At 59.5% G+C, this 23,529-nt stretch carries 22 protein-coding genes; 12 read left to right on the top strand and 10 right to left on the bottom strand.

All coding sequences use genetic code 11. From position 1 onward, the window contains the following. Positions 1-122: 122 nt before the first annotated feature. The 3 genes from PR018_RS18580 to PR018_RS18570 form a co-directional block, all read right to left on the bottom strand. Entirely contained in the window at positions 123-3,518 is a 3,396-nt protein-coding gene (locus PR018_RS18580) for an acyl-[ACP]--phospholipid O-acyltransferase (RefSeq protein ID WP_142830903.1), read from the bottom strand. 92 nt (positions 3,519-3,610) lie between these two features. Beyond that, positions 3,611-3,892: a YiaA/YiaB family inner membrane protein gene (locus tag PR018_RS18575; protein WP_142830901.1), complete on the bottom strand. Its 282-nt coding sequence runs from the start codon at positions 3,890-3,892 to the stop codon at positions 3,611-3,613. Positions 3,893-3,922: 30 nt separating this feature from the next. Continuing rightward, positions 3,923-4,609 carry a PspA/IM30 family protein gene (locus PR018_RS18570; protein ID WP_142830900.1) on the bottom strand — a complete coding sequence of 229 codons (687 nt, stop codon included), beginning with the start codon at positions 4,607-4,609 and terminating at the stop codon, positions 3,923-3,925. A 110-nt stretch (positions 4,610-4,719) separates the two neighbouring features. Between PR018_RS18570 and PR018_RS18565 the strand changes: the two genes are divergently transcribed. Then, complete coding sequence (locus PR018_RS18565) at positions 4,720-5,325, top strand: TetR/AcrR family transcriptional regulator (RefSeq protein ID WP_142830898.1); 606 nt, start codon at positions 4,720-4,722, stop codon at positions 5,323-5,325. Positions 5,326-5,455: 130 nt separating this feature from the next. On the opposite strand, the gene PR018_RS18560 is transcribed toward PR018_RS18565, so the two are convergent. Further along, the gene (locus tag PR018_RS18560; protein WP_142830897.1) at positions 5,456-5,710 is read right to left on the bottom strand and encodes a hypothetical protein; all 255 of its coding nucleotides are present in this window, start codon (positions 5,708-5,710) and stop codon (positions 5,456-5,458) included. A 127-nt stretch (positions 5,711-5,837) separates the two neighbouring features. Continuing rightward, complete coding sequence (locus PR018_RS18555) at positions 5,838-6,302, bottom strand: YqhG/Tai3 family protein (RefSeq protein ID WP_142830895.1); 465 nt, start codon at positions 6,300-6,302, stop codon at positions 5,838-5,840. A gap of 268 nt (positions 6,303-6,570) precedes the next feature. On the opposite strand from PR018_RS18555, the gene PR018_RS18550 reads away from it, so the two are divergent. The 8 genes from PR018_RS18550 to PR018_RS18515 all read left to right on the top strand — a co-directional run bounded on the left by PR018_RS18550 (position 6,571) and on the right by PR018_RS18515 (position 14,883). Then, positions 6,571-7,596, top strand: coding sequence for a LacI family DNA-binding transcriptional regulator (locus PR018_RS18550; RefSeq protein ID WP_142830893.1), 1,026 nt, complete (start codon positions 6,571-6,573; stop codon positions 7,594-7,596). Between the two features lie 145 nt (positions 7,597-7,741). Beyond that, on the top strand, positions 7,742-9,016 hold the full coding sequence (locus tag PR018_RS18545) for an ABC transporter substrate-binding protein (RefSeq protein WP_142830891.1): 1,275 nt from the start codon (positions 7,742-7,744) through the stop codon (positions 9,014-9,016). Positions 9,017-9,083: 67 nt separating this feature from the next. Further along, positions 9,084-9,977, top strand: coding sequence for a carbohydrate ABC transporter permease (locus tag PR018_RS18540; protein ID WP_142830889.1), 894 nt, complete (start codon positions 9,084-9,086; stop codon positions 9,975-9,977). Further along, a complete protein-coding gene (locus PR018_RS18535) occupies positions 9,974-10,798 on the top strand; it encodes a carbohydrate ABC transporter permease (protein WP_142830887.1) in 825 nt (274 codons plus the stop codon). Before PR018_RS18540 ends, PR018_RS18535 begins: the two co-directional genes overlap by 4 nt. Before the next feature lie 8 nt (positions 10,799-10,806). Beyond that, positions 10,807-13,080, top strand: coding sequence for a glycoside hydrolase family 2 protein (locus PR018_RS18530; RefSeq protein WP_142830885.1), 2,274 nt, complete (start codon positions 10,807-10,809; stop codon positions 13,078-13,080). Continuing rightward, entirely contained in the window at positions 13,077-14,159 is a 1,083-nt protein-coding gene (locus tag PR018_RS18525; protein ID WP_142830883.1) for an ABC transporter ATP-binding protein, read from the top strand. Before PR018_RS18530 ends, PR018_RS18525 begins: the two co-directional genes overlap by 4 nt. A gap of 72 nt (positions 14,160-14,231) precedes the next feature. After that, a complete protein-coding gene (locus PR018_RS18520; RefSeq protein ID WP_111218560.1) occupies positions 14,232-14,507 on the top strand; it encodes an AbrB/MazE/SpoVT family DNA-binding domain-containing protein in 276 nt (91 codons plus the stop codon). After that, a complete protein-coding gene (locus PR018_RS18515) occupies positions 14,494-14,883 on the top strand; it encodes a type II toxin-antitoxin system VapC family toxin (RefSeq protein ID WP_142830881.1) in 390 nt (129 codons plus the stop codon). Before PR018_RS18520 ends, PR018_RS18515 begins: the two co-directional genes overlap by 14 nt. On the opposite strand, the gene PR018_RS18510 is transcribed toward PR018_RS18515, so the two are convergent. The 3 genes from PR018_RS18510 to PR018_RS18500 all read right to left on the bottom strand — a co-directional run bounded on the left by PR018_RS18510 (position 14,884) and on the right by PR018_RS18500 (position 18,041). Then, entirely contained in the window at positions 14,884-16,506 is a 1,623-nt protein-coding gene (locus PR018_RS18510) for an ABC-F family ATP-binding cassette domain-containing protein (RefSeq protein WP_142830879.1), read from the bottom strand. Between the two features lie 184 nt (positions 16,507-16,690). Next, positions 16,691-17,410: a hypothetical protein gene (locus tag PR018_RS18505; RefSeq protein ID WP_142830877.1), complete on the bottom strand. Its 720-nt coding sequence runs from the start codon at positions 17,408-17,410 to the stop codon at positions 16,691-16,693. Between the two features lie 163 nt (positions 17,411-17,573). Next, positions 17,574-18,041: a MarR family winged helix-turn-helix transcriptional regulator gene (locus PR018_RS18500; protein ID WP_142830875.1), complete on the bottom strand. Its 468-nt coding sequence runs from the start codon at positions 18,039-18,041 to the stop codon at positions 17,574-17,576. 280 nt (positions 18,042-18,321) lie between these two features. Between PR018_RS18500 and PR018_RS18495 the strand changes: the two genes are divergently transcribed. After that, positions 18,322-19,155: an alpha/beta fold hydrolase gene (locus tag PR018_RS18495; RefSeq protein ID WP_224128462.1), complete on the top strand. Its 834-nt coding sequence runs from the start codon at positions 18,322-18,324 to the stop codon at positions 19,153-19,155. 74 nt (positions 19,156-19,229) lie between these two features. Here PR018_RS18495 and PR018_RS18490 read toward each other — a convergent pair whose 3' ends face one another. Continuing rightward, positions 19,230-20,891 carry a phosphoethanolamine transferase gene (locus PR018_RS18490; RefSeq protein ID WP_209186393.1) on the bottom strand — a complete coding sequence of 554 codons (1,662 nt, stop codon included), beginning with the start codon at positions 20,889-20,891 and terminating at the stop codon, positions 19,230-19,232. A 338-nt stretch (positions 20,892-21,229) separates the two neighbouring features. On the opposite strand from PR018_RS18490, the gene PR018_RS18485 reads away from it, so the two are divergent. Together PR018_RS18485 and PR018_RS18480 are read left to right on the top strand one after the other, a co-directional pair. Continuing rightward, positions 21,230-21,538, top strand: a complete 309-nt coding sequence (locus PR018_RS18485; protein WP_142830871.1) for a hypothetical protein — start codon at positions 21,230-21,232, stop codon at positions 21,536-21,538. Between the two features lie 103 nt (positions 21,539-21,641). Beyond that, on the top strand, positions 21,642-21,821 hold the full coding sequence (locus PR018_RS18480; protein WP_111218572.1) for a hypothetical protein: 180 nt from the start codon (positions 21,642-21,644) through the stop codon (positions 21,819-21,821). 10 nt (positions 21,822-21,831) lie between these two features. On the opposite strand, the gene PR018_RS18475 is transcribed toward PR018_RS18480, so the two are convergent. Then, the gene (locus tag PR018_RS18475) at positions 21,832-23,520 is read right to left on the bottom strand and encodes an FAD/NAD(P)-binding protein (protein ID WP_142830869.1); all 1,689 of its coding nucleotides are present in this window, start codon (positions 23,518-23,520) and stop codon (positions 21,832-21,834) included. Positions 23,521-23,529 lie beyond the last annotated feature (9 nt).

The following is a 23,529-nucleotide window of genomic DNA, read 5'->3' as shown; positions in this document are numbered from 1 at the left end:
CTAATTAGCCGTCCTGACGCCGTTTTACGCTCTTCGAATTTGCGGCTTCAAATCAGCGGGCAGGATGTGCGGGACAGGAGTGAGACCTGCCCCGCGTCTTCACTGGAGGGACGAATGAGCAGCTAAGCGACCTGCTGCGGCTGTGACCTCTGCTCGGCAAGCTTCCGCGCGGACACGAAATCGACTTTTCCGGAGCCCAGCACCGGGACCACGCCGATGGTGACTTCGGCCGGAACCATCATGTCCATTGCTCCTTTGGACTTCGCGAACGCCGAGAAGGCCGATCGGCTGGCGGCAGGCGCATCTGTCAGCAAGACCAGCCGTTCTCCTTTCTTCTCGTCCGGCAGCGCCGAGACAACGGAAAGCGCGGTGGGCCACAATTCTCCGGCCAGTGCTTCGACAGCCGCCAGGGAAACCATTTCGCCGGCGATCTTTGCAAAGCGCTTGGCGCGGCCGCGGATCCTGACGAAACCGTCGTCGTCGATGGTGACGATATCGCCGGTATCGTGCCAGCCGTCCTTCAGGGGCTCGAGGACACCGGGGTTTTCAGCCCTGAGATAGCCGGCCATGACATTGGCGCCGCGCACGTGAAGACGGCCTCCCTCGTCGATGCCGGGAACAGGCTCCAGTTTCCATTCCATGCCGGGGAGGATTTTACCGACCGTTCCGGAGCGATTGTACATCGGGGTGTTCAGCGAAATCACCGGTGCAGTCTCGGTGACGCCGTAGCCTTCGAGAATCCGGAGCCCGAACTTCTCGGTATACGTCTCGCGGGTCGAAGGCTTCACCGGTTCTGCCCCGGAGAAGATATAGCGAATGGACCGGAAATCGTAGGGATGCGCCGTTCTGGCATAGCCGTTGAGAAAGGTATCGGTGCCGAAGATGATCGTGGCGTTGGAGACGTAGACCAGTTCCGGCACGATCCTGTAGTGCAGCGGCGACGGGTAGAAGAACACCGGTACGCCGGAAATCAGCGGCAGCACGGTTCCCGCCGTCAGCCCGAACGAGTGGAACATAGGCAAGACATTGAAAACCTTGTCGCCCGGGTGGAAGTCGATGCGCGCTGCTGCCTGTGCTGCGTTCGACAGGATATTGCGGTGAGTGAGGACCACGCCCTTCGGCGAGCCCTCAGAGCCCGACGTGAACAGGATAACGGCGTGGTCTTCTGGCGAACGACGGACGAGCGGGCGATATTTGTTGAACAGCCCACGGATTTTTTCGAAGGTTGAAATCGTCGTGCGGAGTTCGTCCAGCCAGACGAACTTCACCTCGCGCTGCATTTCCTCGACGAGGGCGCCGAGCTTGCCCTGGGTTACGAAGGCCCGCGAACAGAGCACGTGCTTGACCTCCGCAGCCTTGCAGGCGGACAAGACATTAGCCGCACCCGCTGTAAAGTTCAGCATGGCCGGAACCTTGCCCGCTGACATGACGCCGAGCAGGGTGGCTGCCGTGCCGTTGGCGTTGGGCAGCATGATGCCCAGCGTAGTTTCATTCGGAAACATGGTCTTGAAGCGCGCACCGAGAACGGCAGCCCCCGTCAAAAGCTTGGAATAGGAAAGCTTTCCAGCTATCGGATCCTCGACCGCCAGCGTCTTTCCGCCCATGGTGATTGCTGTCTGGATGACGCGTTCGATAAGCGTAGCATCCGTATTCGTCGTGCGAAAAATCAGCGTCGACATGATCTGATAGAGCGCCGCACCAGCAGCAACGCGGCGTTTCTTGCCTTTGAGATCAGCGGCGACTTCAAGCTTCACCGGCTCCAGAATGGTCACCTTGACCTTCGGGAAGAGACGGCGGCGGACGTGGTTGTCCTTCATGTAGGAGGCGTAGCTTTTTTCGAGGCCATCGATGCGCACGGGCACGATCATCGCCCCGGTCTTGTCGGCCACCATGGCGGCGCCGTCATAGACCTTCATCAGGCTACCGGTAACGGTCAGCCGACCTTCGGGGAAAATGCCGATCGGGTTGCCGTCCTGAACGACCTTGATGAGCGACCGCGTCGCCATTGGCTTGGTCGGGTCGAGCGGCAGGAACTTGCACATTTTGAGGAATGGCTTCACCCACCACACTTGGGCAATATTGGTATCGATAGCAAAGACAGGTTCCTCCTCGGTGATGGCAAGCGCCAGGGCGCCGTCGAGCAGGCTAACATGGTTCAAGGCGATGATCGGCGCGGGTCCAGCCTTCTTGATGTTCTCCAGCCCTTCGACCTCAAGGCGCATGAAGGCACGGAAGAGGATTGAGATCAAATCCCGAAAAGCGTTGGTGGGCAGCGTTCTAAGCATCACCCAGGCAACGCCGGCGTTGATGATCGACAGCGTCAGGATGATGGCCGGGATCGACATGCCGACCACCTGCAGGAGGGCAACGAGTCCAAGCCCGACGACGATGAACAGCGCGGACAGCACATTTGCAGCCCCTATGACGCGGGCACGGCGATGTTCGTCTGCCCAGCTCTGCATGGCGGCAAAGGTCGGAACAGCGAGGAAGGCACCGCCGATTGCCATGCCGGCAAGATCGATGGCCACGCGGATGGTGTTCGGCCCGGCGAAGAATGCGGAAATCGTCTCGGCCTGGGTTATGGAGGTGAGGCCCCAGAGGTTCCATGCGAGATCGAGGCCGAACAGAGCGATGATCAGCGTGCCGATCGGAGCCGGCAAAAGGACCACGCGGCCGGCCGACATCCAGCCGGCAATAGCGGAGCCGATGGCAATGGAGATTGCAAAGACGCCGAGATAGACCGGAACGATAATTTCCGACCCGCCGAGGATCTCCTTGATCATGACCGGCAGCATCGACATGACGAAGGCGCCGACAAACCAGAACCAGCAGTTCATCAGGGCGGAGCGCCAGATCCGTGTATCGGCGCGCAGTTCGTTGATCAGGCGGATGCTCGAGCGCAGGACATTCCGGTCGACAACCAGATCCGGCGCCTTTGCCCCTGTTGGCGGGATGAGGCGGGCGCAAAACCAGCAAAGCAACGACAGGCCCATCATCATCGGCCCGAACACCCAGACATTATCGCCCTTGGTAAAGGCGAGCGCCGCAACGATGGTGCCGGTCAGGATGGCGATAAAGGTGCCGCCCTCGATCCAGGCGTTGGCCTTGGGCAAATCGTTGCGATGAAGATGATCGGGCAGAATGCCGTACTTGATGGGCCCGAACAGAGCTGAGATGATGCCGAAGCCGAGAAGGGCGATCATCAGGATCGAGATCGAGGAGAACGCAATGCCGACGACCGAGATGGCAGCGACGGCAATCTCCCAGCGTTTCAGAAGCTCCGCCATTTTCGCCTTGTCGTATTTATCCGCCAGTTCGCCGGCAATGGCGGAAAGCAGCAGGAACGGCACGATGAAGATGCCGCCGGCCAAGGTGACCAGCGAGGCCCCCTCTGCCGCCATCTGCACGAGGATCACGAAAACCAGCGTCTGCTTGAGAAAATTGTCGTTGAACGCGGTCAGGAATTGCGTCCAGAAAAGTGGCGCGAATTTCCTTGAGGTCATCAGATTGCGTTGCATGTCGGTACTCCTGGAGATGAGTGGAGAGAGGGCCACAGAGTTGTTACGCAACGGTTTCCGCACCTAACAACTCTGTCGTGTAGTTAACGAAACTAGTTCTCGCCAGACCGGTTGAAATTGACCAGGAGCTTCTCGGTGCGGGCATCCTCGACCTTGCGGATCAGCTTTTCAGCTTCGGAATTGTCGCGGAGGGTCTTGGTGATGTTGACGGTTGTCTGGACCAGCATGACGATACCCATCGTCAGGTATCCCTTCCCCCAGAGATCGAGGGGCATCATGTAAAGCCCGACCGCCAGCATGATGGCAGCAGAAGCGAATGAGACATAAGAAAAGCTGATCCAGCTTGACGAGTGCTTCTGGAAACTGTCGTTCATTGTCGTCGTCCTTTGTCAGTTGATGTTGATTTAAGCGGCGGAGTTCATGCGAGTGCGCAGGCGGCCCAGTACCTCGTCAGCGGAAACACGCAGCGGCGCGCCGCAACCCGCATCCGCGAGTTTTTCGAGGACAGAAGCGGTGTTTCTCGTGCCATCCAATTCCCGCAGGACCGAGGTGGCCATGTCATTCCGCATCTGGCGCTCGCTGAGCCGGGCCAGCGTCTGTTCGGCCTCGTCGAGCGAGGCTGAGCCGACACCATGGATCAGGCTATTGAGTTTTTGCACTTGGCCTGTCGCACGTGTGATGCGCTGGCCGCGCTGCAGTTCCTGCAACCTCGCTTCTGCCGCCCGGACCAGGCTCTTTAATTTGCCGATAGAAGCTGTGAACTGGGCTTCGGCCTTTTCTGATGTATCCCTGTCCGCTTCCAGCTGGATGATCGCCTCGGCCGCTTCCCGGGCCAGCACATCATGCCCCGTTTCAAGAGCCGCCATGGTCCGCGCCTCGAGATCGGCGATCCGCGAGACGACAAGTGCGCGCCGGCTCTTCTCCTGCTCGTTCTGGGCGGTGGCAACCGCCACGGCCCGCCGTGCTGACTGTATGTCGCCTGCCGCATCCCGTATCTGCTGGTCCAGCAACACCGCTGCATTCCGGTCGACGACAGCCTCTTGTGCTTCGAAAAGCCTGCCGCGGATCAAGGTACGAATTTGTTTGATCATTTTCACTCTCCCGTTTATGAACAATGTTCATGAATATCTATGTGACACATACATGAACATTGTTCAAGAATAAAAATGAACGTCGTTCACTTTTAGAGAGAGATAGTCGCTTGGCCGGCAAAAGAGAGATGAAGCGCGAGGATTTGAAGGTGCGGCTGATAGAGGCCGCAAGGCGCCGGATCGAAGCGGAAGGGCTTTCAAACCTGAGGGCCCGCGATGTCGCTCTCGATGCAGGCTGCGCGCTCGGTGGTTTATATACGGTCTTCAAGGATCTGGACGACCTGGTCATCCACGTGAACTCCGCGACCTTGCGGATGCTTGAGCAGACTTTGGTCCTTGGCGAAGTCGGGGATCGCTCTCCGACGGACCGGCTGCGCAACTTGGCGCGAGGCTATCTGAAGTTTGCCGTCGCCCATCGCAATCTCTGGAGCGCGCTCTTCGACCATGTTTTTGCCGATGGACGCCTTGCCCCGCAATGGCATCTCGACGAGCACCTGGCCCTGATGGAAGTCATCGCCGAACCGGTTGCCGGACTCCAGACCGGTTTGTCGGCGGAAGAAAGATCGATCCGGGCGAGGACACTCTTCGGCGCCGTTCACGGCGTCATCAGCATCAGCCTGGCAGGCCGCTTCGTCGGCCTCCCACTCGAACGCCTCGAACGCGAGGTCGACCAGTTCGTGCTTACCATCGCAGCGGGAACAATACGGACGAGTTGAATTTCCGAGCAACCCTGCAACTTCGCCGGCAGGCTTCCCACTGTTTGAACACGAGAACAGACGGGCCCGTAGTTTACAACGCTATCCGCCATCGCCCACGCGATTGCCTTTTTGGGGTCGAGCGAAATTGCTAGGATTTCGAGCGACGGGGCGGGCGTAGAGCGTCTATCAGGCGGTGGACCTTGTCAGTCGCGTAGACAATGTCTTCCTGCGGCAGGTGGACTGTGATCTCGACTTCGTTCCAGCGGCCGGCATTTTCCTTGGCATACCTGACGGCCGCCTTCAGGCCACGGAATTGCACGGCCGTCGCGCCCGGAACCCAGAACTGCACGGAGCAATCGGCCATGGCGTAGTCGTTCAGAACTTTGATCGGGTCCAGAGCCATCGCGGCCTCCTTGTTTTGGCGCCATGATATCGCACGGCTGACCGGCGGCATCCAGCGTGGCGAACGGCATGACTGATCGGCGTCCCGACTTCAAGCTGCGATACACATCTGCGTGGCGCCCGAGATGCTATTTCGCATCCGCAAAGATAGCGCTGACCTTCCAGGGAAACTGCGCCCCCTTGTCCTCGATGTCGTCGACCTTCCAGCCGTCAGCCTGATGAACGAGGCTGTAGTGCAAGGTCACCGGCACACCGTTGATGAACTTGACCTCGACCATCGCCCTGTCGCCCTTGATGTCCGGCTTGCCGATCTTCAGGTGCTCGGCCTCCCCGTCCTGACCCGCAATGACGGGATCGAAGTCTAGAGACAGCGAATCCCCGGGGTCGGTCTTTGCCGCATCGGCCTTGAACAGACCGTTCAGATGATCCGAAAAGTAGTCCTGGTACCGGGTCACGGAGGCGGGATCGGACGAGCCGACCTTGTCGTCATAGAGCGCCTTCAAAAGCGCCTGCGGTGTTTCGAAACTGCTAGCAAAGGCTGGACCGGCGGCGACGGCAGCAAGAACGGCGAAAACGAAGGCAGGCAGGCGCATGAAGGACTCCTCTCGAGACAGGGAGCAGGCTAACGGAAGAGAAATCCGATATCCAGAGTTCATTCCTGGGCTGCTAACCTGCCGGCGATTGTCGCCCCCCCCAAGCCGCGCGGAGTAAAATTCGGACCTTGCTGCATCGCACCCCATACAGGAAGTAAAAATTTACTGATGGAAAAGGCTTCCCATTGCGGTGCCGCAAGCGCAAATATGAATATAATCTTGGGGCAGACTCGGCACTGCGGCGATGCAGTGATAGGCAATCAGTAGAATGGTGACGATCAAGGAAATAGCAAATGCGGTCGGCGTCTCCTCGGCTACGGTTTCCCGCGTCCTGAACTACGATGCGACCTTGTCGATTTCCGCGTCCAAGCGCCAGGCCGTCATCGAAACCGCCGAGGCATTGAACTACGCGACGCCGCGCAGCCGCAACCGGGCAAACGGCCTCAATGGCGCGCAAGCACTGGTCTCCGGTGCGGGGCGGATTGCCCTCGTCCACTTCCTGCGGCCGCCGCAGGAGCTGACAGATCCCTACTATATCGGCGTTCGCCTCGGCATCGAGAACCGCTGTCGCGCGCTGCAGATCGATGTGGTCAAGGTCTACCACGCCGACAGCCTGCCGGATGCCACACTCCTGCGCGAGGCCTCGGGCGTCATCGCCATCGGCCGCCACACCGACGAGGAGGTGGAATGGCTGCGCGAACACAGCCGTACGGTGGTTTTTGCGGACTTTTCACCGCAGATCGACCTCGAGGACAGTGTCGAGAGCAACATCCAGCTGGCCATGCGCAAGCTGCTTTCGGCACTCCGCGACCGCGGCTACCGGCGCATCGGCTTCATTGGCTGGCTCGAACATATCAACCAGGTCCCCAATCATTTCACCGAGCGGCGCTGCAGGACCTATATCGAGTGGATGAAGCAGCACGACCTTTTCGACCCGGAGCTTTGCGTTACCGAACACCTCACCCCCAACAGTGGCTACACCCTTGCGAAATCCCTGATGCAGATCGCGTCGCCGCCAGACATCATCGTCGCCTGTAACGACAACATGGCCATCGGCGCATACCGGGCAATGCTGGAACTCGGCCTCAAGATCCCGGACGATGTGGCTATTGCCAGCTTCAACGACATTCCGGTGGCGCAGCTGCTCAATCCGCCGCTGTCGACCGTGCGTATCCCGGCCGAACTGATCGGCGAGACCGCTGTCGACCTGCTGCTGGAGCGGTTTGCCGGCCGCGATATCGTCAAGACGGTGATCTTATCCACAGACATTATCTGGCGGGAAAGCACGCGTTGACGGGCCAAAACGGTGCCGACAAAGGGGCTCTTTGTGCGGCGCAGTAAAAATTTACTGAAAATATTGCTTCTTTTTCTTTTATGAGGAATACTGCGTTTCGGAGACAGGAGGCTTGTCTCGTCAACGTGACTTCTGGGAGGAAGCAATGGATAATTTTCTGCGCGCCCGCGCGCCGCGCATCATCGCTCTGGCTCTGGCCGGCGTCAGCCTTTTGGCGGTTACAGCCGCCGAGGCAAAAGAAATCACCGTCTGGTGCTGGGATCCGAACTTCAACGTCGCAATCATGAAGGAAGCCGGCGCCCGCTACACCAAGACACACCCGGACACCACCTTCAACGTCGTCGACTTTGCCAAGGCTGACGTCGAGCAGAAGCTGCAGACCGGCCTGTCGTCGGGTGCTGGCGGCGGCCTGCCGGATATCGTCCTCATAGAGGACTACGGCGCACAGAAATATCTCCAGTCCTTCCCGGGTGCATTTGCGCCGATGTCTGACAAGGTCGACTACAAGGCGTTCGCCCCTTACAAGGTCGAACTGATGACGGTCGACGGCAAGGTCTACGGCATGCCGTTCGATTCCGGCGTCACCGGCCTCTACTATCGCAAGGACTATCTGGAAGCCGCTGGCTTCAAGGCAGAAGATCTCAACAACATCACCTGGGACCGTTTCATCGAGATCGGCAAGCAGGTCGAAGCCAAGACCGGCAAGAAAATGATGGGCACCGACCCGAACGACGCCGGTCTCGTCCGCATCCTGATGCAGTCGGCTGGTGGCTGGTATTTCGACAAGGATGGCAACCCCAACATCCTCAACAATCCGGCGCTCAAGGCATCGCTTGAAACCTTCGGCAAGATCATGGCCTCGGGCATTGCCAAGCAGGCTGTCGGCTGGTCGAACTACGTCAACACGTTCACCTCGGGCGATGTTGCCTCGACAGTGACCGGGGTGTGGATTACCGGCACAATCAAGGCCCAGAAGGACCAGTCCGGCAAATGGGGTGTTGCCCCGATCCCGGCATTGAACGTCGAGGGCGCAACGCATGCATCGAACCTCGGTGGTTCCAGCTGGTACGTTCTGTCTGCGTCCAAGCAGAAGGACGAGGCGATCGACTTCCTCAATGCGGAATACGCAAAGGACATCGATTTCTACCAGAAGATCCTGACCGATCGTGGCGCTGTCGGCTCACTGACGGCCGCCCGCACCGGTGCTGCCTATGAACAGGCCGACGCGTTCTTCGGCGGCCAGAAGGTGTGGCAGAGCTTTGCCGATTGGCTGGCCAAGGTTCCCCCGGTCAATTACGGCATCTACACAAACGAAGTCGATGCGGCTGTAACGGCGCAGATCCCGGCGATTGCCAAGGGCGGTTCCGTCGACGAAGCGCTGAAGGCCATCGACGCCCAGGCAAAGACCCAGATCCAGTAGGACTTCCTCCCCGAAGGGGCGGCTTTCGAGCCGCCCCCATCTCTTTCTGCAGCTTCGAGGGCGATCGATGGCTTCTGCGCGTCCCAGCGGCGTTCGCCGCTTCTATAATGTCAACGGATGGCTCTTCATTGCCCCGGCGCTGGTGCTGATCGGCCTGTTCATGGTCTATCCGATCCTCTGGTCGCTGTTCATGTCGTCCCAGTCCGGCCGCGGAGCGATGGTAAAATTCGTCGGTTTCGGCAATATCGTCCGCCTCGCCAACGATCCGGTCTTCCTGCACGCGCTGACCAATACGGTGACGTTCTTCATCATCCAGGTTCCCATCATGATCCTGCTGGCCCTGTCGCTGGCGGCCGTGCTGAACATGCCGAAGCTCGTCGGACGGGGCCTGTTCCGTACCGCGATCTTCTTGCCGTGCGTCACCTCGCTGGTGGCCTATTCCGCGCTTTTCAAAGGGATGTTCGCCGAGCAGGGCGTGGTCAACAGCACGCTGGAGGCCATCGGCATCATCGCGTCGCCGATCCCGTGGCTGACCGACGGTTTCTGGGCCAAGGTGCTGATCATTCTTGCCATCACCTGGCGGTGGACCGGCTACAATATGATTTTCTACCTCTCCGCCATGCAGAACATCGACAAGTCAATCTATGAGGCGGCGCGCATCGACGGAATCAATGCCTGGGGACGGTTCGTCTACATCACCATCCCGCTGCTGAAGCCGGTTATCCTGTTCACCTCAGTAATCTCGACCATCGGCACGCTGCAGCTGTTCGATGAGGTGATGAACATCACCCAGGGCGGTCCTTCGGATTCGACGCTGACCCTGTCGCTCTACATCTACAACCTGACCTTCAAGTTCATACCGAACCTCGGCTATGCCGCGACGGTCTCCTACGTCATCGTCGTGCTGGTGGCGATGCTGGCCTTCGTGCAGTTCTACGCGGCACGGGAGAAAGACCAATGAGCGGCGATCGTTTCAAGGCACTCGCCATCCAGGTTTTCACCTATGGCTTCATCGGCGTCATGTCGTTCATCTCGGTCTTCCCGTTTCTCTGGATGATCATTAGCACCAGCAATTCTTCGATCGACATCGTCAAGGGTAGCGTGACCATTGGTTCGGCTTTCTGGATCAACGTGCAGGGCTTCTTCTCGCAAGTCGACGTGCCGTTGATCTTCTGGAACTCGGCCAAGATCGCCATTCTCAGCACCGTGCTGACGCTCGCCATCTCTTCCTTTGCCGGCTATGGCTTCGAGATGTTCAAGTCAAAGGCTCGCGAGCGGGTCTACAGCGCCATCCTCCTGACGCTGATGATCCCGTTTGCCGCCCTTATGATCCCGCTCTTCGTGCTGATGGGCCATGCCGGTCTTATCAACAGCCATATCGCTGTTCTTCTGCCGACAATCAGCTCAGCCTTCATCATCTTCTATTTCCGCCAGAGCACGAAAGCCTTTCCGTCCGAACTGCGCGATGCCGCCAAGGTCGACGGGTTGAAGGAATGGCAGATCTTCCTGTTCATCTACGTGCCGGTGATGCGCTCGACCTATGCGGCCGCCTTCATCATCGTCTTCATGACGGCGTGGAACAACTATCTCTGGCCGCTGATCGTGCTGCAGTCGAACGACACCAAGACCATCACGCTGGTCGTCTCGTCACTGGCTTCCGCCTACTACCCCGATTTCGGTGTCGTCATGGTCGGCACCGTGCTTGCGACGCTGCCCACGCTCGTCGTCTTCTTTCTCATGCAACGTCAATTCGTCCAGGGCATGCTGGGCTCCGTCAAATAGGAATGAAAATGCGCTCTGTTGTTTCCTTCAACGATACCTGGACCTTTCACGAGGGTTTCGCCCCTGGTCTCACCGAGGCCCTGACCGCCGGCCAAATGGTCACCCTGCCGCACAATGCGGTAGACCTGCCGTTCAACTATTTCGACGAGAAATCCTATCAGCGCGCCTTCACCTACCAGGCCGTCCTGAAGTGGCAGCCGGAGTTCGACGGTCGCGAAGTGTCGCTGGTATTCGACGGCGCCATGGCCGACTCCGTCGTTTATCTCAATGGCAAGGAGATTGTCGCCCACAAGGATGGCTACACGCCCTTCGAGGCGCGCCTGACCGACGGTCTGCATCAGGGCGACAACCTGATCACCGTCAAGATCGACGGCAGCGAAAACCCGGAAATCCCGCCCTTCGGTGGCCGGATCGATTATCTCACCTATGCCGGCATCTATCGCGATGTCTGGCTGAAGGTCACCGATACGGTGTCGATCGGCAACATCAAGATCGAGACCGGCCATGTGCTCAGCGAGGCAAAGTCGGCGACGGTGCGTTGCGACTTCTCCAATCCACAGGGTGTGGCGTTCAACGGCACCGTGACCGCCGCCATCACCGACGCCGCAGGCAAGGAAATTGCCACGGCCTCGTCCGAAACGACAGGCACAAGCGTGACGCTGGCCTTCGCCAACCTCACAGGCCTGTCGCTCTGGGATATCGACGACCCTGTCCTCTATACCGTCGCCGTCTCGCTCGAGAGCGACCAGGGCTCGGACCAGGTCGGCACGCATTTCGGCTTCCGCACGGCCGAGTTCACGACCGAAGGCTTCAAGCTCAATGGTCGCAAGCTAAAGATCCGCGGCCTCAACCGTCACCAGTCCTACCCCTATGTCGGCTATGCCGCCGGCCGCTCCGCCCAGGAGCTGGACGCCGACATCATGAAGAACACGCTGAAGTGCAATCTCGTCCGCACCTCACACTATCCGCAGTCCAAATGGTTTCTCGATCGGTGCGATCGCATTGGCCTCTTGGTGTTCGAGGAAATCCCCGGCTGGCAGCATATCGGCGGCGAGGAGTGGAAGCAGGAATCGATCCAGAACGTCCGCCGCATGATCGAGCGCGACTGGAACCATCCGTCGATCATCATCTGGGGCGTGCGCATCAACGAATCCAAGGATAGCCACGACTTCTATCTCGAGACCAACCGGCTCGCCCATGAGTTAGACAGCACGCGCCAGACCGGCGGCGTCCGATTCATCCTCGATAGCGAATTCCTCGAAGACGTCTTCACGATGAACGACTTTATCCTCGGCAACGAGGAACTGCCGGGCAGCAACCGCCCGCGCACGGCGCTGAGAAGCCAGCAGGAATGCACGGGCCTGCAGAAGGTCGTGCCATACCTGATCACCGAATTCGGCGGCCATATGTATCCGACGAAAATCTACGACCAGGAACAGCGGCAGGCCGAGCATGTGCGGCGCCATCTGGAAGTGCTGAACGCTGCCTATGGTGATCCCAACATTTCCGGTGCCATCGGCTGGTGCATGTTCGACTACAACACCCACAAGGACTTCGGCTCCGGCGACCGGATCTGCTACCATGGCGTCATGGACATGTTCCGCGAACCGAAATTTGCAGCCTATGTCTATGCCAGCCAGTGCGAGCCATCAGAAGAAGTGGTGATGAAACCAGTCACCTTCTGGGCGCGTGGGGAGCGCAACATCGGCGGCGTGCTGCCACTGATCATCCTCAGCAACTGCGACGAGATCGAATTGCGTTACGGCTCGCTGGTCAAGCGCGTCGGTCCTGACCGCGAGACGTTTCCACACCTGCCGCACCCGCCCATCGTCGTCGACCATCGTCATTTCACCAAGGACGAACTCGGCGTCTGGGGCATGCAGTGGGAAGACGCCCATTTCACTGGATTTGTCGCCGGCGAAGCCGTCGCAAAACTGCACATGGTCGCCGATCCGCTGCCGACGACACTGCAGGTCGAAGCGGACAGCAAGACGATCCGTGCCGAAGGGCGCGACAGCACCCGCGTTATCGTCCGCGCGCTCGATCAGGTCGGCTCGCGCCTCCCGTTCATCAACGATGTCGTGACACTAAAGGTGTCTGGTCCGGCAAAGATCGTCGGCCCCCACGTCATTCCGTTCCAGGGCGGCACGACCGGCTTCTGGCTGGAATCGACAGGCAAGAGCGGCGATATTACCATAGAGGTCACCTCGCCCCGCTTTACCGGCACCACGGTAGAACTCACGGCGGTCAACTCGACCCAGCAGGAAGCGGTAACCCCATGAGCGAAGTCTCTCTCCGCAATATCCGCAAATCCTTCGGCAGCCTCGACGTCATCAAGGGCGTTGACCTTGACGTCCAGTCCGGCGAATTTGTCGTCTTCGTCGGGCCGTCGGGCTGCGGGAAGTCGACCCTGCTGCGGATGATCGCCGGCCTCGAGGATATCACCTCGGGGACGCTGTCGATTGCCGGCAAGGAAGTCAACGATGTCGATCCGTCAAAGCGCGGCATCGCCATGGTGTTTCAGTCCTACGCGCTTTATCCCCATATGACAGTGCGCGAAAACATGGGTTTTGCGCTGCGCTTCGCCGGCGTCGCCAAGGCCGAGGTTGCGCGTCAGGTGGAGGAAGCAGCCCGCATTCTCGAACTGGAGCCGTTGCTCGACCGCAAGCCGAAGCAGCTTTCGGGCGGCCAGCGCCAGCGCGTCGCCATCGGCCGTGCCATCGTCCGCCATCCCAAGGTGTTCCTGTTCGATGAACCGCTGTCGAACCTCGATGCAGAATTGCGCGTGCATATGCGCATCGAGATCGCCCGGCTGCACAAGAAGCTGGCGACGACCATCATCTATGTGACGCACGATCAGGTCGAGGCGATGACGCTGGCCGACAAGATCGTCGTCTTGCGCAGCGGCACGGTCGAGCAGGTCGGCGCGCCGCTCGATCTCTACGACGATCCGGCCAACCTGTTCGTCGCCGGCTTCATTGGCTCGCCAAAGATGAATTTTTTCAAGGGCGTGCTGGCTCGAAACGCCGATGGCCGCTGGTCTGCAAAGCTACCGGAGCTTGGCGACACCACCATTCCGCTGGTGATCGGCGCCGACAAGGCAGCAGAGGGAACACCGGTGACGATCGGCGTCCGGCCTGAACATTTTGACGAGGTCGGGGATGCGTCACTCGATATGGTCGTCGACATGCTGGAACATCTGGGCGGCGAAACATACGCCTTTGCCCGCTATGGCGAAGGCGAACTCGTCACAGTGCTGACCCGCAACGGCCGCGGCCTGAAATCAGGCCAGACCATCACCGCCCGCTTCGATCCGGCTAAGGCATTGGTGTTCGACGCTGCCGGCGAGCGGTTGCGCTAGCCCCGCGCTATCGTCCGATTGGCATTGGCGCCCTGCCGTGCTATCTTACCTCCGTCTTACAAGGAGCTTGTGATGGCCGTGCCGGAAAAACTGACAACCGTCGTGTCCACCAAAGGGCAGGTCATCCTGCCCAAGGCGGTGCGTCTGCACCAGCAGTGGGAGCCGGGCACGCGCCTGGTGGTCGAGGAAACCGCCGACGGTGTGCTTTTACGCGCGGCACCGCATTTCGCAGCCACCGAGCCAGACGAGGTTTTCGGATCGCTTGCCTATGCCGGCACCTCGAAATCGATAGAGGATATGGACGCGGGCATCATCGCCGAGGCAAGGCGTCGCCATGCTGGCGATTGATACCAATATCATCATTCGCTACCTCACCGGCGATCATCCAGAGCAATCGACGAAAGCACGCAGCCTTGTCGAGAATAAGGATGTGTTCGTGGCAACAACTGTCATGCTCGAATGCGAATGGGTCCTGCGGAGCGTCTACAGTTATCAGCCGCAGCAGGTTTGTGCGGCGCTCCGGGCCTTCGCCGGCCTGCGTCGGGTGACGCTAGAAAGTCCAGCGCTGGTGGCGCGGGCGCTCGATCGCACCGAGCAAGGCATGGATTTCGCCGATGCCCTCCATCTGGGCAGCATCGGCAGCTGTGAAGCCATGATGACGTTCGACCGCAGGTTTATCAAGGCGGCCCAAGCTGCCGGCTCCCACAACGTCCGCGAACCCTGATCAGCCGTGCAGGCCGGGGGCCTCGTGGCCGGTGCGCGCCACATATTCCGTGTAGCCACCGCCATATTGCTGCACGCCATCGGGCGTGACTTCCAGCACGCGGTTCGACAGGGCGCCGAGGAAATGGCGGTCGTGCGAGACGAACAGCATCGTGCCCTCGTACTCGGACAATGCCTTGATCAGCATTTCCTTCGTGTCGAGGTCCAGATGGTTGGTGGGCTCGTCCAGCACCAGCAGGTTTGGCGGGTCGAACAGCATCGCTGCCATGACAAGGCGGGCCTTCTCGCCGCCTGACAGCACCCGGCATTTCTTTTCGACATCGTCGCCGGAAAAGCCGAAGCAGCCGGCCAGCGCCCGCAAAGGCCCCTGCCCCGCCTGCGGGAAGGAATCCTCGAGCCACTGGAACACGGTACGCTCGCCATCGAGCAGGTCCATGGCGTGCTGGGCGAAATAGCCCATCTTGACGCTGGCGCCGAGTGCAACCGCACCCTCGTCCGGATCGGTAGAGCCGGTAACCAGCTTCAGCAATGTCGATTTACCGGCACCGTTGATGCCCATGACACACCAGCGCTCGCGCCTGCGGACCATGAAATCGAGGCCGGCATAGATGCTGCGGCTACCGTAGCTCTTGTAGACGTTTTTCAGGTTCACCACGTCTTCACCGGAGCGGGGCGCCGGCGCGAAATCGAAGGAGACGACCTGCCGGCGCTTCGGCGGCTCGACACGGTCGATCTTTTCCAACTTTTTCACCCGGCTCTGCACCTGCGAAGCATGGGAAGCGCGCGCCTTGAAGCGTTCGATGAACTTGATTTCCTTGGCAAGCATCGCCTGCTGGCGTTCGAACTGCGCCATCTGGTGCTTTTCATTGAGCGCCCGCTGCTGCTCGTAGAAGGCATAGTCGCCGGAGAACGTCGTCAGCGTGCCGCCGTCGATCTCGATCAGCTTGGTGACGATGCGGTTCATGAACTCGCGGTCGTGCGAGGTCATCAACAATGCGCCCTCGTAGTTCTTGAGGAACTCCTCCAGCCAGATCAGGCTTTCCAAATCCAGATGGTTGCTCGGCTCGTCGAGCAGCATCACGTCGGGGCGCATCAGCAGGATGCGACCGAGCGCCACGCGCATCTTCCAGCCGCCCGACAGCCCGCCGACATCGCCGTCCATCATTTCCTGGCTGAAGCTGAGGCCAGCCAGCACTTCCCGGGCGCGACCTTCCAGCGCATAGCCGTCCAGCTCTTCGTAGCGCGCCTGGACTTCTCCGTAGCGTTCGATGATTTCATCCATCTCGTCGAGACGATCGGGATCGAACATGGCAGATTCGAGTTCGCGCAGTTCGCCGGCGACGATGCTGACCGGGCCGGCACCTTCCATAACTTCGGCAACGGCACTGCGACCGTGCATCTCGCCGACATCTTGGTTGAAATAGCCGATGGTCACGCCCTTATCGACGGCGACCTGACCTTCGTCGGGATGTTCCTCGCCGGTGATCATACGGAAGACCGTGGTCTTGCCGGCGCCGTTCGGCCCAACCAGCCCAACCTTCTCACCCTTGTTGAGGGCGGCAGATGCCTCGATGAACAGGATGCGATGGCTGAGCTGCTTGCTGATATTCTCGATACGTATCATCGTCGGGCAAAGTCCAGAGAGTGCTGCGCCGGATGGCACGGTTGTGAAGAGGCTGTTGCAGGTTTTCAGTTTCCGCGTCAACCGGGAAGGTTGAGGCACACCATCCAGAAAACGCCGAGGCCACCGGCGCTGCATATGAACTATGCTTTGCCGGTGGCCTCTTCGATGGTCATATATGAGATGCTCAGGCGATCGGATCCTTGTCCGACGGCTTGACGGTTTTGGCTTCGATACCGCCATTGCCAAACAGCGGCGTCACGTTTGAGCGCCCGGTCGAGGCATTCTTCTGCGACTTGCGACGGCGATCCGTGAAGTCCACGGCCAGTGCGACACCTTCCTCGAAGGTCGCGCGCGGATCGTAGTAGAGAGGACGCTCAGGCGCCTCGATGCCATATTCGGCACAGAGGGTGTCGATGATATCCATCGCACGCAGGCCGAGCTTCGAAAAATCCGCTTGCCGATGCAGGAAAAAGTCGTCGAATTCGGGCGCGTTGACGTCGAGCGATTCCAGCGCGTCGAGTATGTTGCGCAGGCGGTTCGGCATCCAGAGGACCTCCTCAGCCAGCTCTGGAGAAAGGAGGCTCCAGTCAACATCCTTCGGCAAGATCAGGCGTGGATCCTCCGTGTGCAGGACGAAATCGCCGGCATCGGACGGGTTGAATTCAGGTGCGTCTATTGCTGCACTGTGGCAGCCGCCGACCAGATCGTCCAATGCGAGCACGACCCGCATGGCCAGCATACGTTCCTCCCGCCTGCGGTTGACCCGCTGCGGGCGTCGGATACCCGCCCATAAGAGAGATCTGGAAAGCATGACGCCTGTTGCAATACTACCGGCGCCCAAGAGGACACCGAGGATGATGCTGCCCTGCGTAGTCTGAAAGAACTGCCACAAATCAAACCTCATTCATTTCTTCCACCATATTACAACGAAGAACGACCGTTGGGTGACAATTTTTGTTTCAGCGCAGCCGTCAACAGGAAAGATTGAAAATCGTCTTCCGGAAGGCTCTGCTATTTATATAGTGCAATGCACCGCTGTCACAATATTCCCACTGAAGTCATCATATTCACTGCGAGCCTGTGCCGAGCTGTTCCTCTGCCTCCAGTGCGGCGCGCAAGGTTCGAACCTGCCGGTTCAGAGCGTGCACCTGCTCAAGCGTCATGCCCGACTTCCGCAGGAGCGTCTCCGCCAGACAGCTGCATCTTTTCAGCAGCGCCTGCCCCGCATGGGTGAACCAGACATGGACCTGACGCTCGTCAACCTTGCTGCGCCGGCGCTCCACAAGGCCTGCCGCCTCGAGGCGCTTGACGGGCGGGGTGATTGTGCTGGAATCCAGCCCCAACCGCTCGGCGATCGCGCCCACCGTCAGGCCATCCTCCTGGCCGAGCGCGCTCAGCACCAGATATTGCGGGTATGTAATGCCCATGGAATCGAGCATCGGCTTGTAAGTGCGGTTGACAGCAATACTTGCCGCATACAGCGAGAAACACAGCTGGTCATCCAATGGCAGGAGCGCTTGGCTCAAAATCGTCATCTCCCGTTTATAAGCAAATATCGATATCATTAAAAATAATGTCGCGATATCGATTTTGACTGGACTAGCCAAAATTTTTTATCTACAAATTCGTTATCGCGATAAATATTCTTGCGATCTCACTTATCAGGAGAGCAGAACGATGGCTTCGAATAATCACACGACACGCCGTGGCGTGATGACCGCCGGGTTGGGCCTTGCCGCTGCAGCAGCGACCATGCCATTGGTTGCAACTGCAGACGCAGCAACACCCAAAGCTTCACAACCGAAGGGAACGACCATGAGCAGCAGCATCTTCACGACCAAGGACGGCACGCAGATCTACTACAAGGACTGGGGCACGGGTCAGCCGATCGTGTTCCACCATGGTTGGCCCCTCAGCGCAGACGACTGGGATGCCCAGATGCTCTACTTCCTCGGCCAGGGCTACCGGGTCGTCGCCCATGATCGCCGCGGCCACGGCCGTTCCAGCCAGACGGATCACGGCAACGAAATGGACACCTACGCTGCCGACGTCGCAGCGCTGGTTGCACATCTCGACCTGAAGAACGCCATTCACATCGGTCACTCCACCGGCGGTGGCGAAGTCGCCCGCTATGTAGCAAAGCATGGCGGAAACGGCAGGGTCGCTAAGGCAGTGCTCGTCGGTGCCGTACCGCCGATCATGCTCAAGACCGAGAACAATCCCGGCGGCCTGCCGATGGAGGTCTTCGACGGCTTCCGCTCGGCACTCGTTGCCAACCGGGCCCAGTTTTACCGGGATGTTCCGACCGGCCCGTTCTACGGCTTCAATCGCGATGGCGCCAAGACCTATCCCGGCGTGATCGACAACTGGTGGCGTCAGGGCATGATGGGCGGGGCAAAGGCCCATTATGATTGCATCAAGGCCTTCTCCGAGACGGACTTCACCGATGACCTGAAGAATATCGACGTTCCCGTCCTCGTCATGCATGGTGACGACGACCAGATCGTGCCGATCGCCGATTCCGCCATGCTGTCGGTCAAGCTCCTGAAGAACGGTACGCTGAAGGTCTACAAGGGCTTTCCGCACGGCATGCTGACGACGCACGCCGACGTTCTCAACCCCGACCTGCTGGCCTTCTTCAAGGCCTGAGCCACCCCCAAAACGGCCAGAAACGCCCACTGTCCGTGGGCGTTTCTCTCTGTGCTTTGCCTGCCACTGAGCTCTCATCCAGCGCTGGCGAGCGCGCCGGCGGGCCGGCGGCATTGGGAAAAAACATCCATCTTCGCATTGTAGACCTTGGTGGAGACATCCATAAGGCCGAGGATCGAATGGAAGAAATTGTCGTGCGAATACTGCCCGTCGGCGTGCTGCCCGAGGCATTTCATATCGAAGCCGGCAGATTTCGACAGGTCGTCCGATACCCAGGCCAGGAACGGCACGTGCGTCTGCTGCGTCGGCGCGATGAAGTAGGGCGTGCCGTGCAGGTAGATACCATTCTCGCCGAGTGACTCTCCGTGATCGGAGACATAGACGACGGCACCATCCAGCTTGGCAGCGCGCTGCTTAATCTTGTCGATGACGACCGAGACGACGTGGTCCGTATAGAGGATCGTATTGTCGTAGGCGTTGGTGATCTCCTCCGGCGTACAGGCACCGAAATCGTTGGCGCGGCAATCCGGTGTGAAGCGTCGGAACTCCTCGGGATAGCGCTGGAAATAGGCAGGTCCGTGGCTGCCGAGCTGGTGGAGAACCAGCACGCTGTCACCTTTGACGTGATCGAGCCAGGCATCGACCTTGTCCAGAAGGATCGCATCCAGGCATTCGCCATCCTTGCAGAAGCGCGGATCCTTGGAATTCGGCAGGTATTCGTAGGCCACCCTGTCGGTGACGTTGTAGCTGCCGGTGTCGTTGTCCAGCCAGGAGACGTCCACCTTGGCATGACTGAGGACATCCAGAAGATTCTGGGTCTGCAGCCCCTTGCGATGGGTGTAGTCGGCGCGCGGGTAGATCGAGTACATGCAGGGAATTGACGTCGCCGTCGCCGTGCCGCAGCTGGTCGTGTTGGGGAAATAGACGACGTCCTGCTTCTTCATCTCGGGATTGGTATCGCGGTTATATCCACCGAGCGAGAAATCCGAGGCGCGCGCGGTTTCGCCGGCAACGATGATCGTCACCCGAGGCTTGCCGGAGGGATCGATGTTGACCCGGTGGGCGTCCGTCCCCAGGGGCTCGGCGACGACATGCGCATCCTTCTGTGCCGACACGACGTAGCTGACGGCATTATTGATCGGCATGAACGGGTTGAGGGTAGCCAGGATATCGCGGTGGGCGCGCCCGACGCCGGCAAAGACCTTGTAATAGCTGATGCCGGCGCCGGCAAAGATAGCAAGGCAGCCGAGGATGATCGCCGTGTTCTGCGCCAGCTTCGGCAGGATTGTCCGGTGGCGGATACGCACCCAGATTATCAGCAGCGACGGCAGCAAGGCTGTCAGCAGTAGATGAAGGGCAAATCGGAAGGTAATGAGGTGCCCGGCCTCGGCGCCGGTCGAAACGGCCGCGTTGCGGATCATGTCCTTGTCGATGACGACCCCGAACTGGTCGTTGAACCAGGAACAGGCGGACGATACCAGGACAAAGAAGATCAGGATCGGCTTCGTGACATATTTCGCCGAGAACAATGTGACGACGGCCATGAAAAGCGCGGAGATGCCGATGACAAATGCGGTGAAGGCAAGCGCATTTCCGGTCAGGTAGCCATGGGCCTTTTGCCAGAACGTCCAGTTTGTGACGACCAGCAGATAGAGCGTCGTCAGGAAGCAAAGCGTCACGCTTCCCAGCACGGGCCGACCGAAGGGCCGCGCGTTTTCGGTGTTACGATCGTTCAAAGAAGGTCTCCAAAATGGCATGCCCGGGCGTGCGGTACGAGGCCGGCTGCACCCTGGCAATGCAGCAGAAAACAATGTGCGATTTTCCTGACATCTACCTGAACGAAGGCATTCTTGGGACGAGCGCCAGGGTCCTATATACCTCGGAGCAGACGATGAAAACCGATGGGCACTGGTACGCCTGCCGAACGGTCAAGATGGCCGGAACGCTTGCCCCCGTGTTGCGGATCGCTCCAGGCTTCCTACATAGGGACTACCCTGATCCGGGCCCCTCTGGTGCAAGCTTTTGGCTGCTTGTGCGATGTCGGATCGCACGTCACGGCCAACTGGAAACCAAAATGCTCAGCGCCCTCGTTTTTTATTTCGTGCAGCTCCTTATCCTCGACCCGTTTCAAACCGAGATTACCAGCCGCCTTGCAAAGGCCAACGTGCCTTACGAGGTCGTTGCCAATGTCAGGGCCTGCACGACCAGCGCCGGTCAGGTGATCACCGACCACGCCACCACAAATCCTTTGCCGCTCGTATCCATGGCATTCGACATCTGGGTCCTCGGCACCGCACCCGATCGCATCCTGTCGAACGCAGTGCCAAGCTGCCGCCCGGCAATCGAAACTGCAAAATCCTTCCTGGCGCAGCAGTCGGCATAAGGCCTTCCAGCCTTAAGACCGGCGTGCGAAACGCCTGCTTCGGCATGCATTGACATACCTCGCGAAAAATGAGAACATAAAGAGAACAAATGGAGACGTGCAGATGGACAGTGCCAACCTCGTCATTCAGAAGACTCTCGAAATCGTCGCAAAATCAAGAGCTGCGCGCGAGCATGCCGAACGACAGCGCAAGGAAACCTACTCCCGCCTGCAATTCGGTCGTTCGCTCGAGCACTATCTTGAAAAGCCGGGACAGCAACTGAAGCTCCGGCTCGACTCCTGAAGCTGGAATGTCAGCCGGCGGCCAGCAGCTCCGGTTTGGCGCTACCCGGCATACTGTCGGCCAGTATGGCAGCGGAGACCACGCCACCGATATCGTTTGCGCTGGTAATGCCCTGGACGAAGGGTAGCTTGTGCAGCAGGAACGAGATTGCGGCGCAATAGAGCTTGTTCGACACCGGGCTTTCGAATTTCGGCCGGAAAGCATCATCCAGGTCGATGCCGCCGGTCCGCACCACGGCCTGGTGACCGTCCGGCATGATGATCGATGACGCGGCACTGGTGGCTGCCTTGCGAATGACGCCCTGCTTCAGGAGGGTTGGAAACGGAATGTCCCGTACCGACAGCGGATGCTGCCCCGTCGCGTCGATGAAGGCGCCGAAGGTTAGTGTCTTGCCGTCGTAGGTGACCTCTGCTCCGCGCTCGACCCGCTCGTTGTCGATTTCGTAGTCGTCGCCAAGGGCAACGATATCCAGCTTTCCCGCGCGCCGCAGCGCCAATATCCTCTTGATGGATTCATGCGGCACGGTGGCATAGTCATCGATAAAAATGCTTTTAAAGTGCTTGTGAAACCGCTTCAGGTCCTCGCTGTCCAGCTGCGGTACCGCGCGGGCAATCGCCTCGTGCATGCGCAGGATCGCATAGCGCCATGGCACGGTATGGCGCTGCTGCTTGTTGCGCGCCGCTTCGGCAAGGTTCAGTGCCGCCCAGGCGAAAGGATCGCGGGATTCGCGCTCTGCGAAATAAGCGGGTCCGATGGTCTCGATCGTCCGCAGCGACAGGCCGATACTCGCCGAATACTCCGGATCGTTGGCGAGCAGTTCGGCCTTGAACAGGTCGAAGATATCGTCGAGCAAGTTGCCACGGCTCGTCGCCAGCAAGGCGTCGATCGCTTCATTCGTGCAGAACTGCAAGGGAAGGTAGGGGATCTCGTGATAGAAGTCGGCTTCCGGCAGAAGCCCCTTGCGGGACATCATGGTGATGCTGAAGCCCTCTGAATCGGAGGCCTGCTGGTATTCGAGCAAACCGCTGGCATCGACATAGAATGCGCCATGTGCCGTCGCCACGGTCACCATTGCGTCGATTGCACTCAGCGATGTCCCGAGGATGCCAACGGCGCAATTGCCGATCGACTTCAGATTGACTGCCGGCCAGGGCGACATGAAATATCCCGGCTTGATCTCGATGTTGTCAGGCCAGTCGTGGCCGGTCGCCATGACGACGTGGTCGAACCCGTAATCGGCCTGCGTCCCATCCGGCCGCTGAGCCACGAGGGCAATGTCGTCAACCTGCAACGCGATGTCGATGACGCGGTGGCGCGGCTTGATGTCGATCCTATGCCCCCGCTCCTTCCCCGCCTGCACGAGCTGCGAGAACTGAGCCTGCAGATACTCACCAAGAACCACGCGCGGATAGAACTCGCGCTCGTCAATTGCGTCTCGCGACACGTGCAGTCTCTCCAGCCCAGCGTCGCTCTGACGCCGAAGCCAGGCAACCAGCGTCTCGCAGATCGGCGGCAGCTCGATGCTGGCGATATTCGACAGCATCGCTTGGTCGTTCAATGCCGGATGATAGGGCGTTCCCTTGCCCGGATCCGGCTCGATCTCGAAGATGGTGATGGACAGCGGCTCGGGCGAGCCTACCAGACCCTTCAGCGTATAGATGCCGGTCGGGCCGGAGCCGATAATAGCGATGCGCGTCATGGAAGCTTT

The sequence above is a fragment of the Rhizobium rhododendri genome (genome assembly GCF_007000325.2).
Classification (GTDB): domain Bacteria; phylum Pseudomonadota; class Alphaproteobacteria; order Rhizobiales; family Rhizobiaceae; genus Rhizobium; species Rhizobium rhododendri.
Note: the sequence above shows the minus strand (reverse complement) of the source record. Positions and strands in the feature narration are given on the sequence as shown.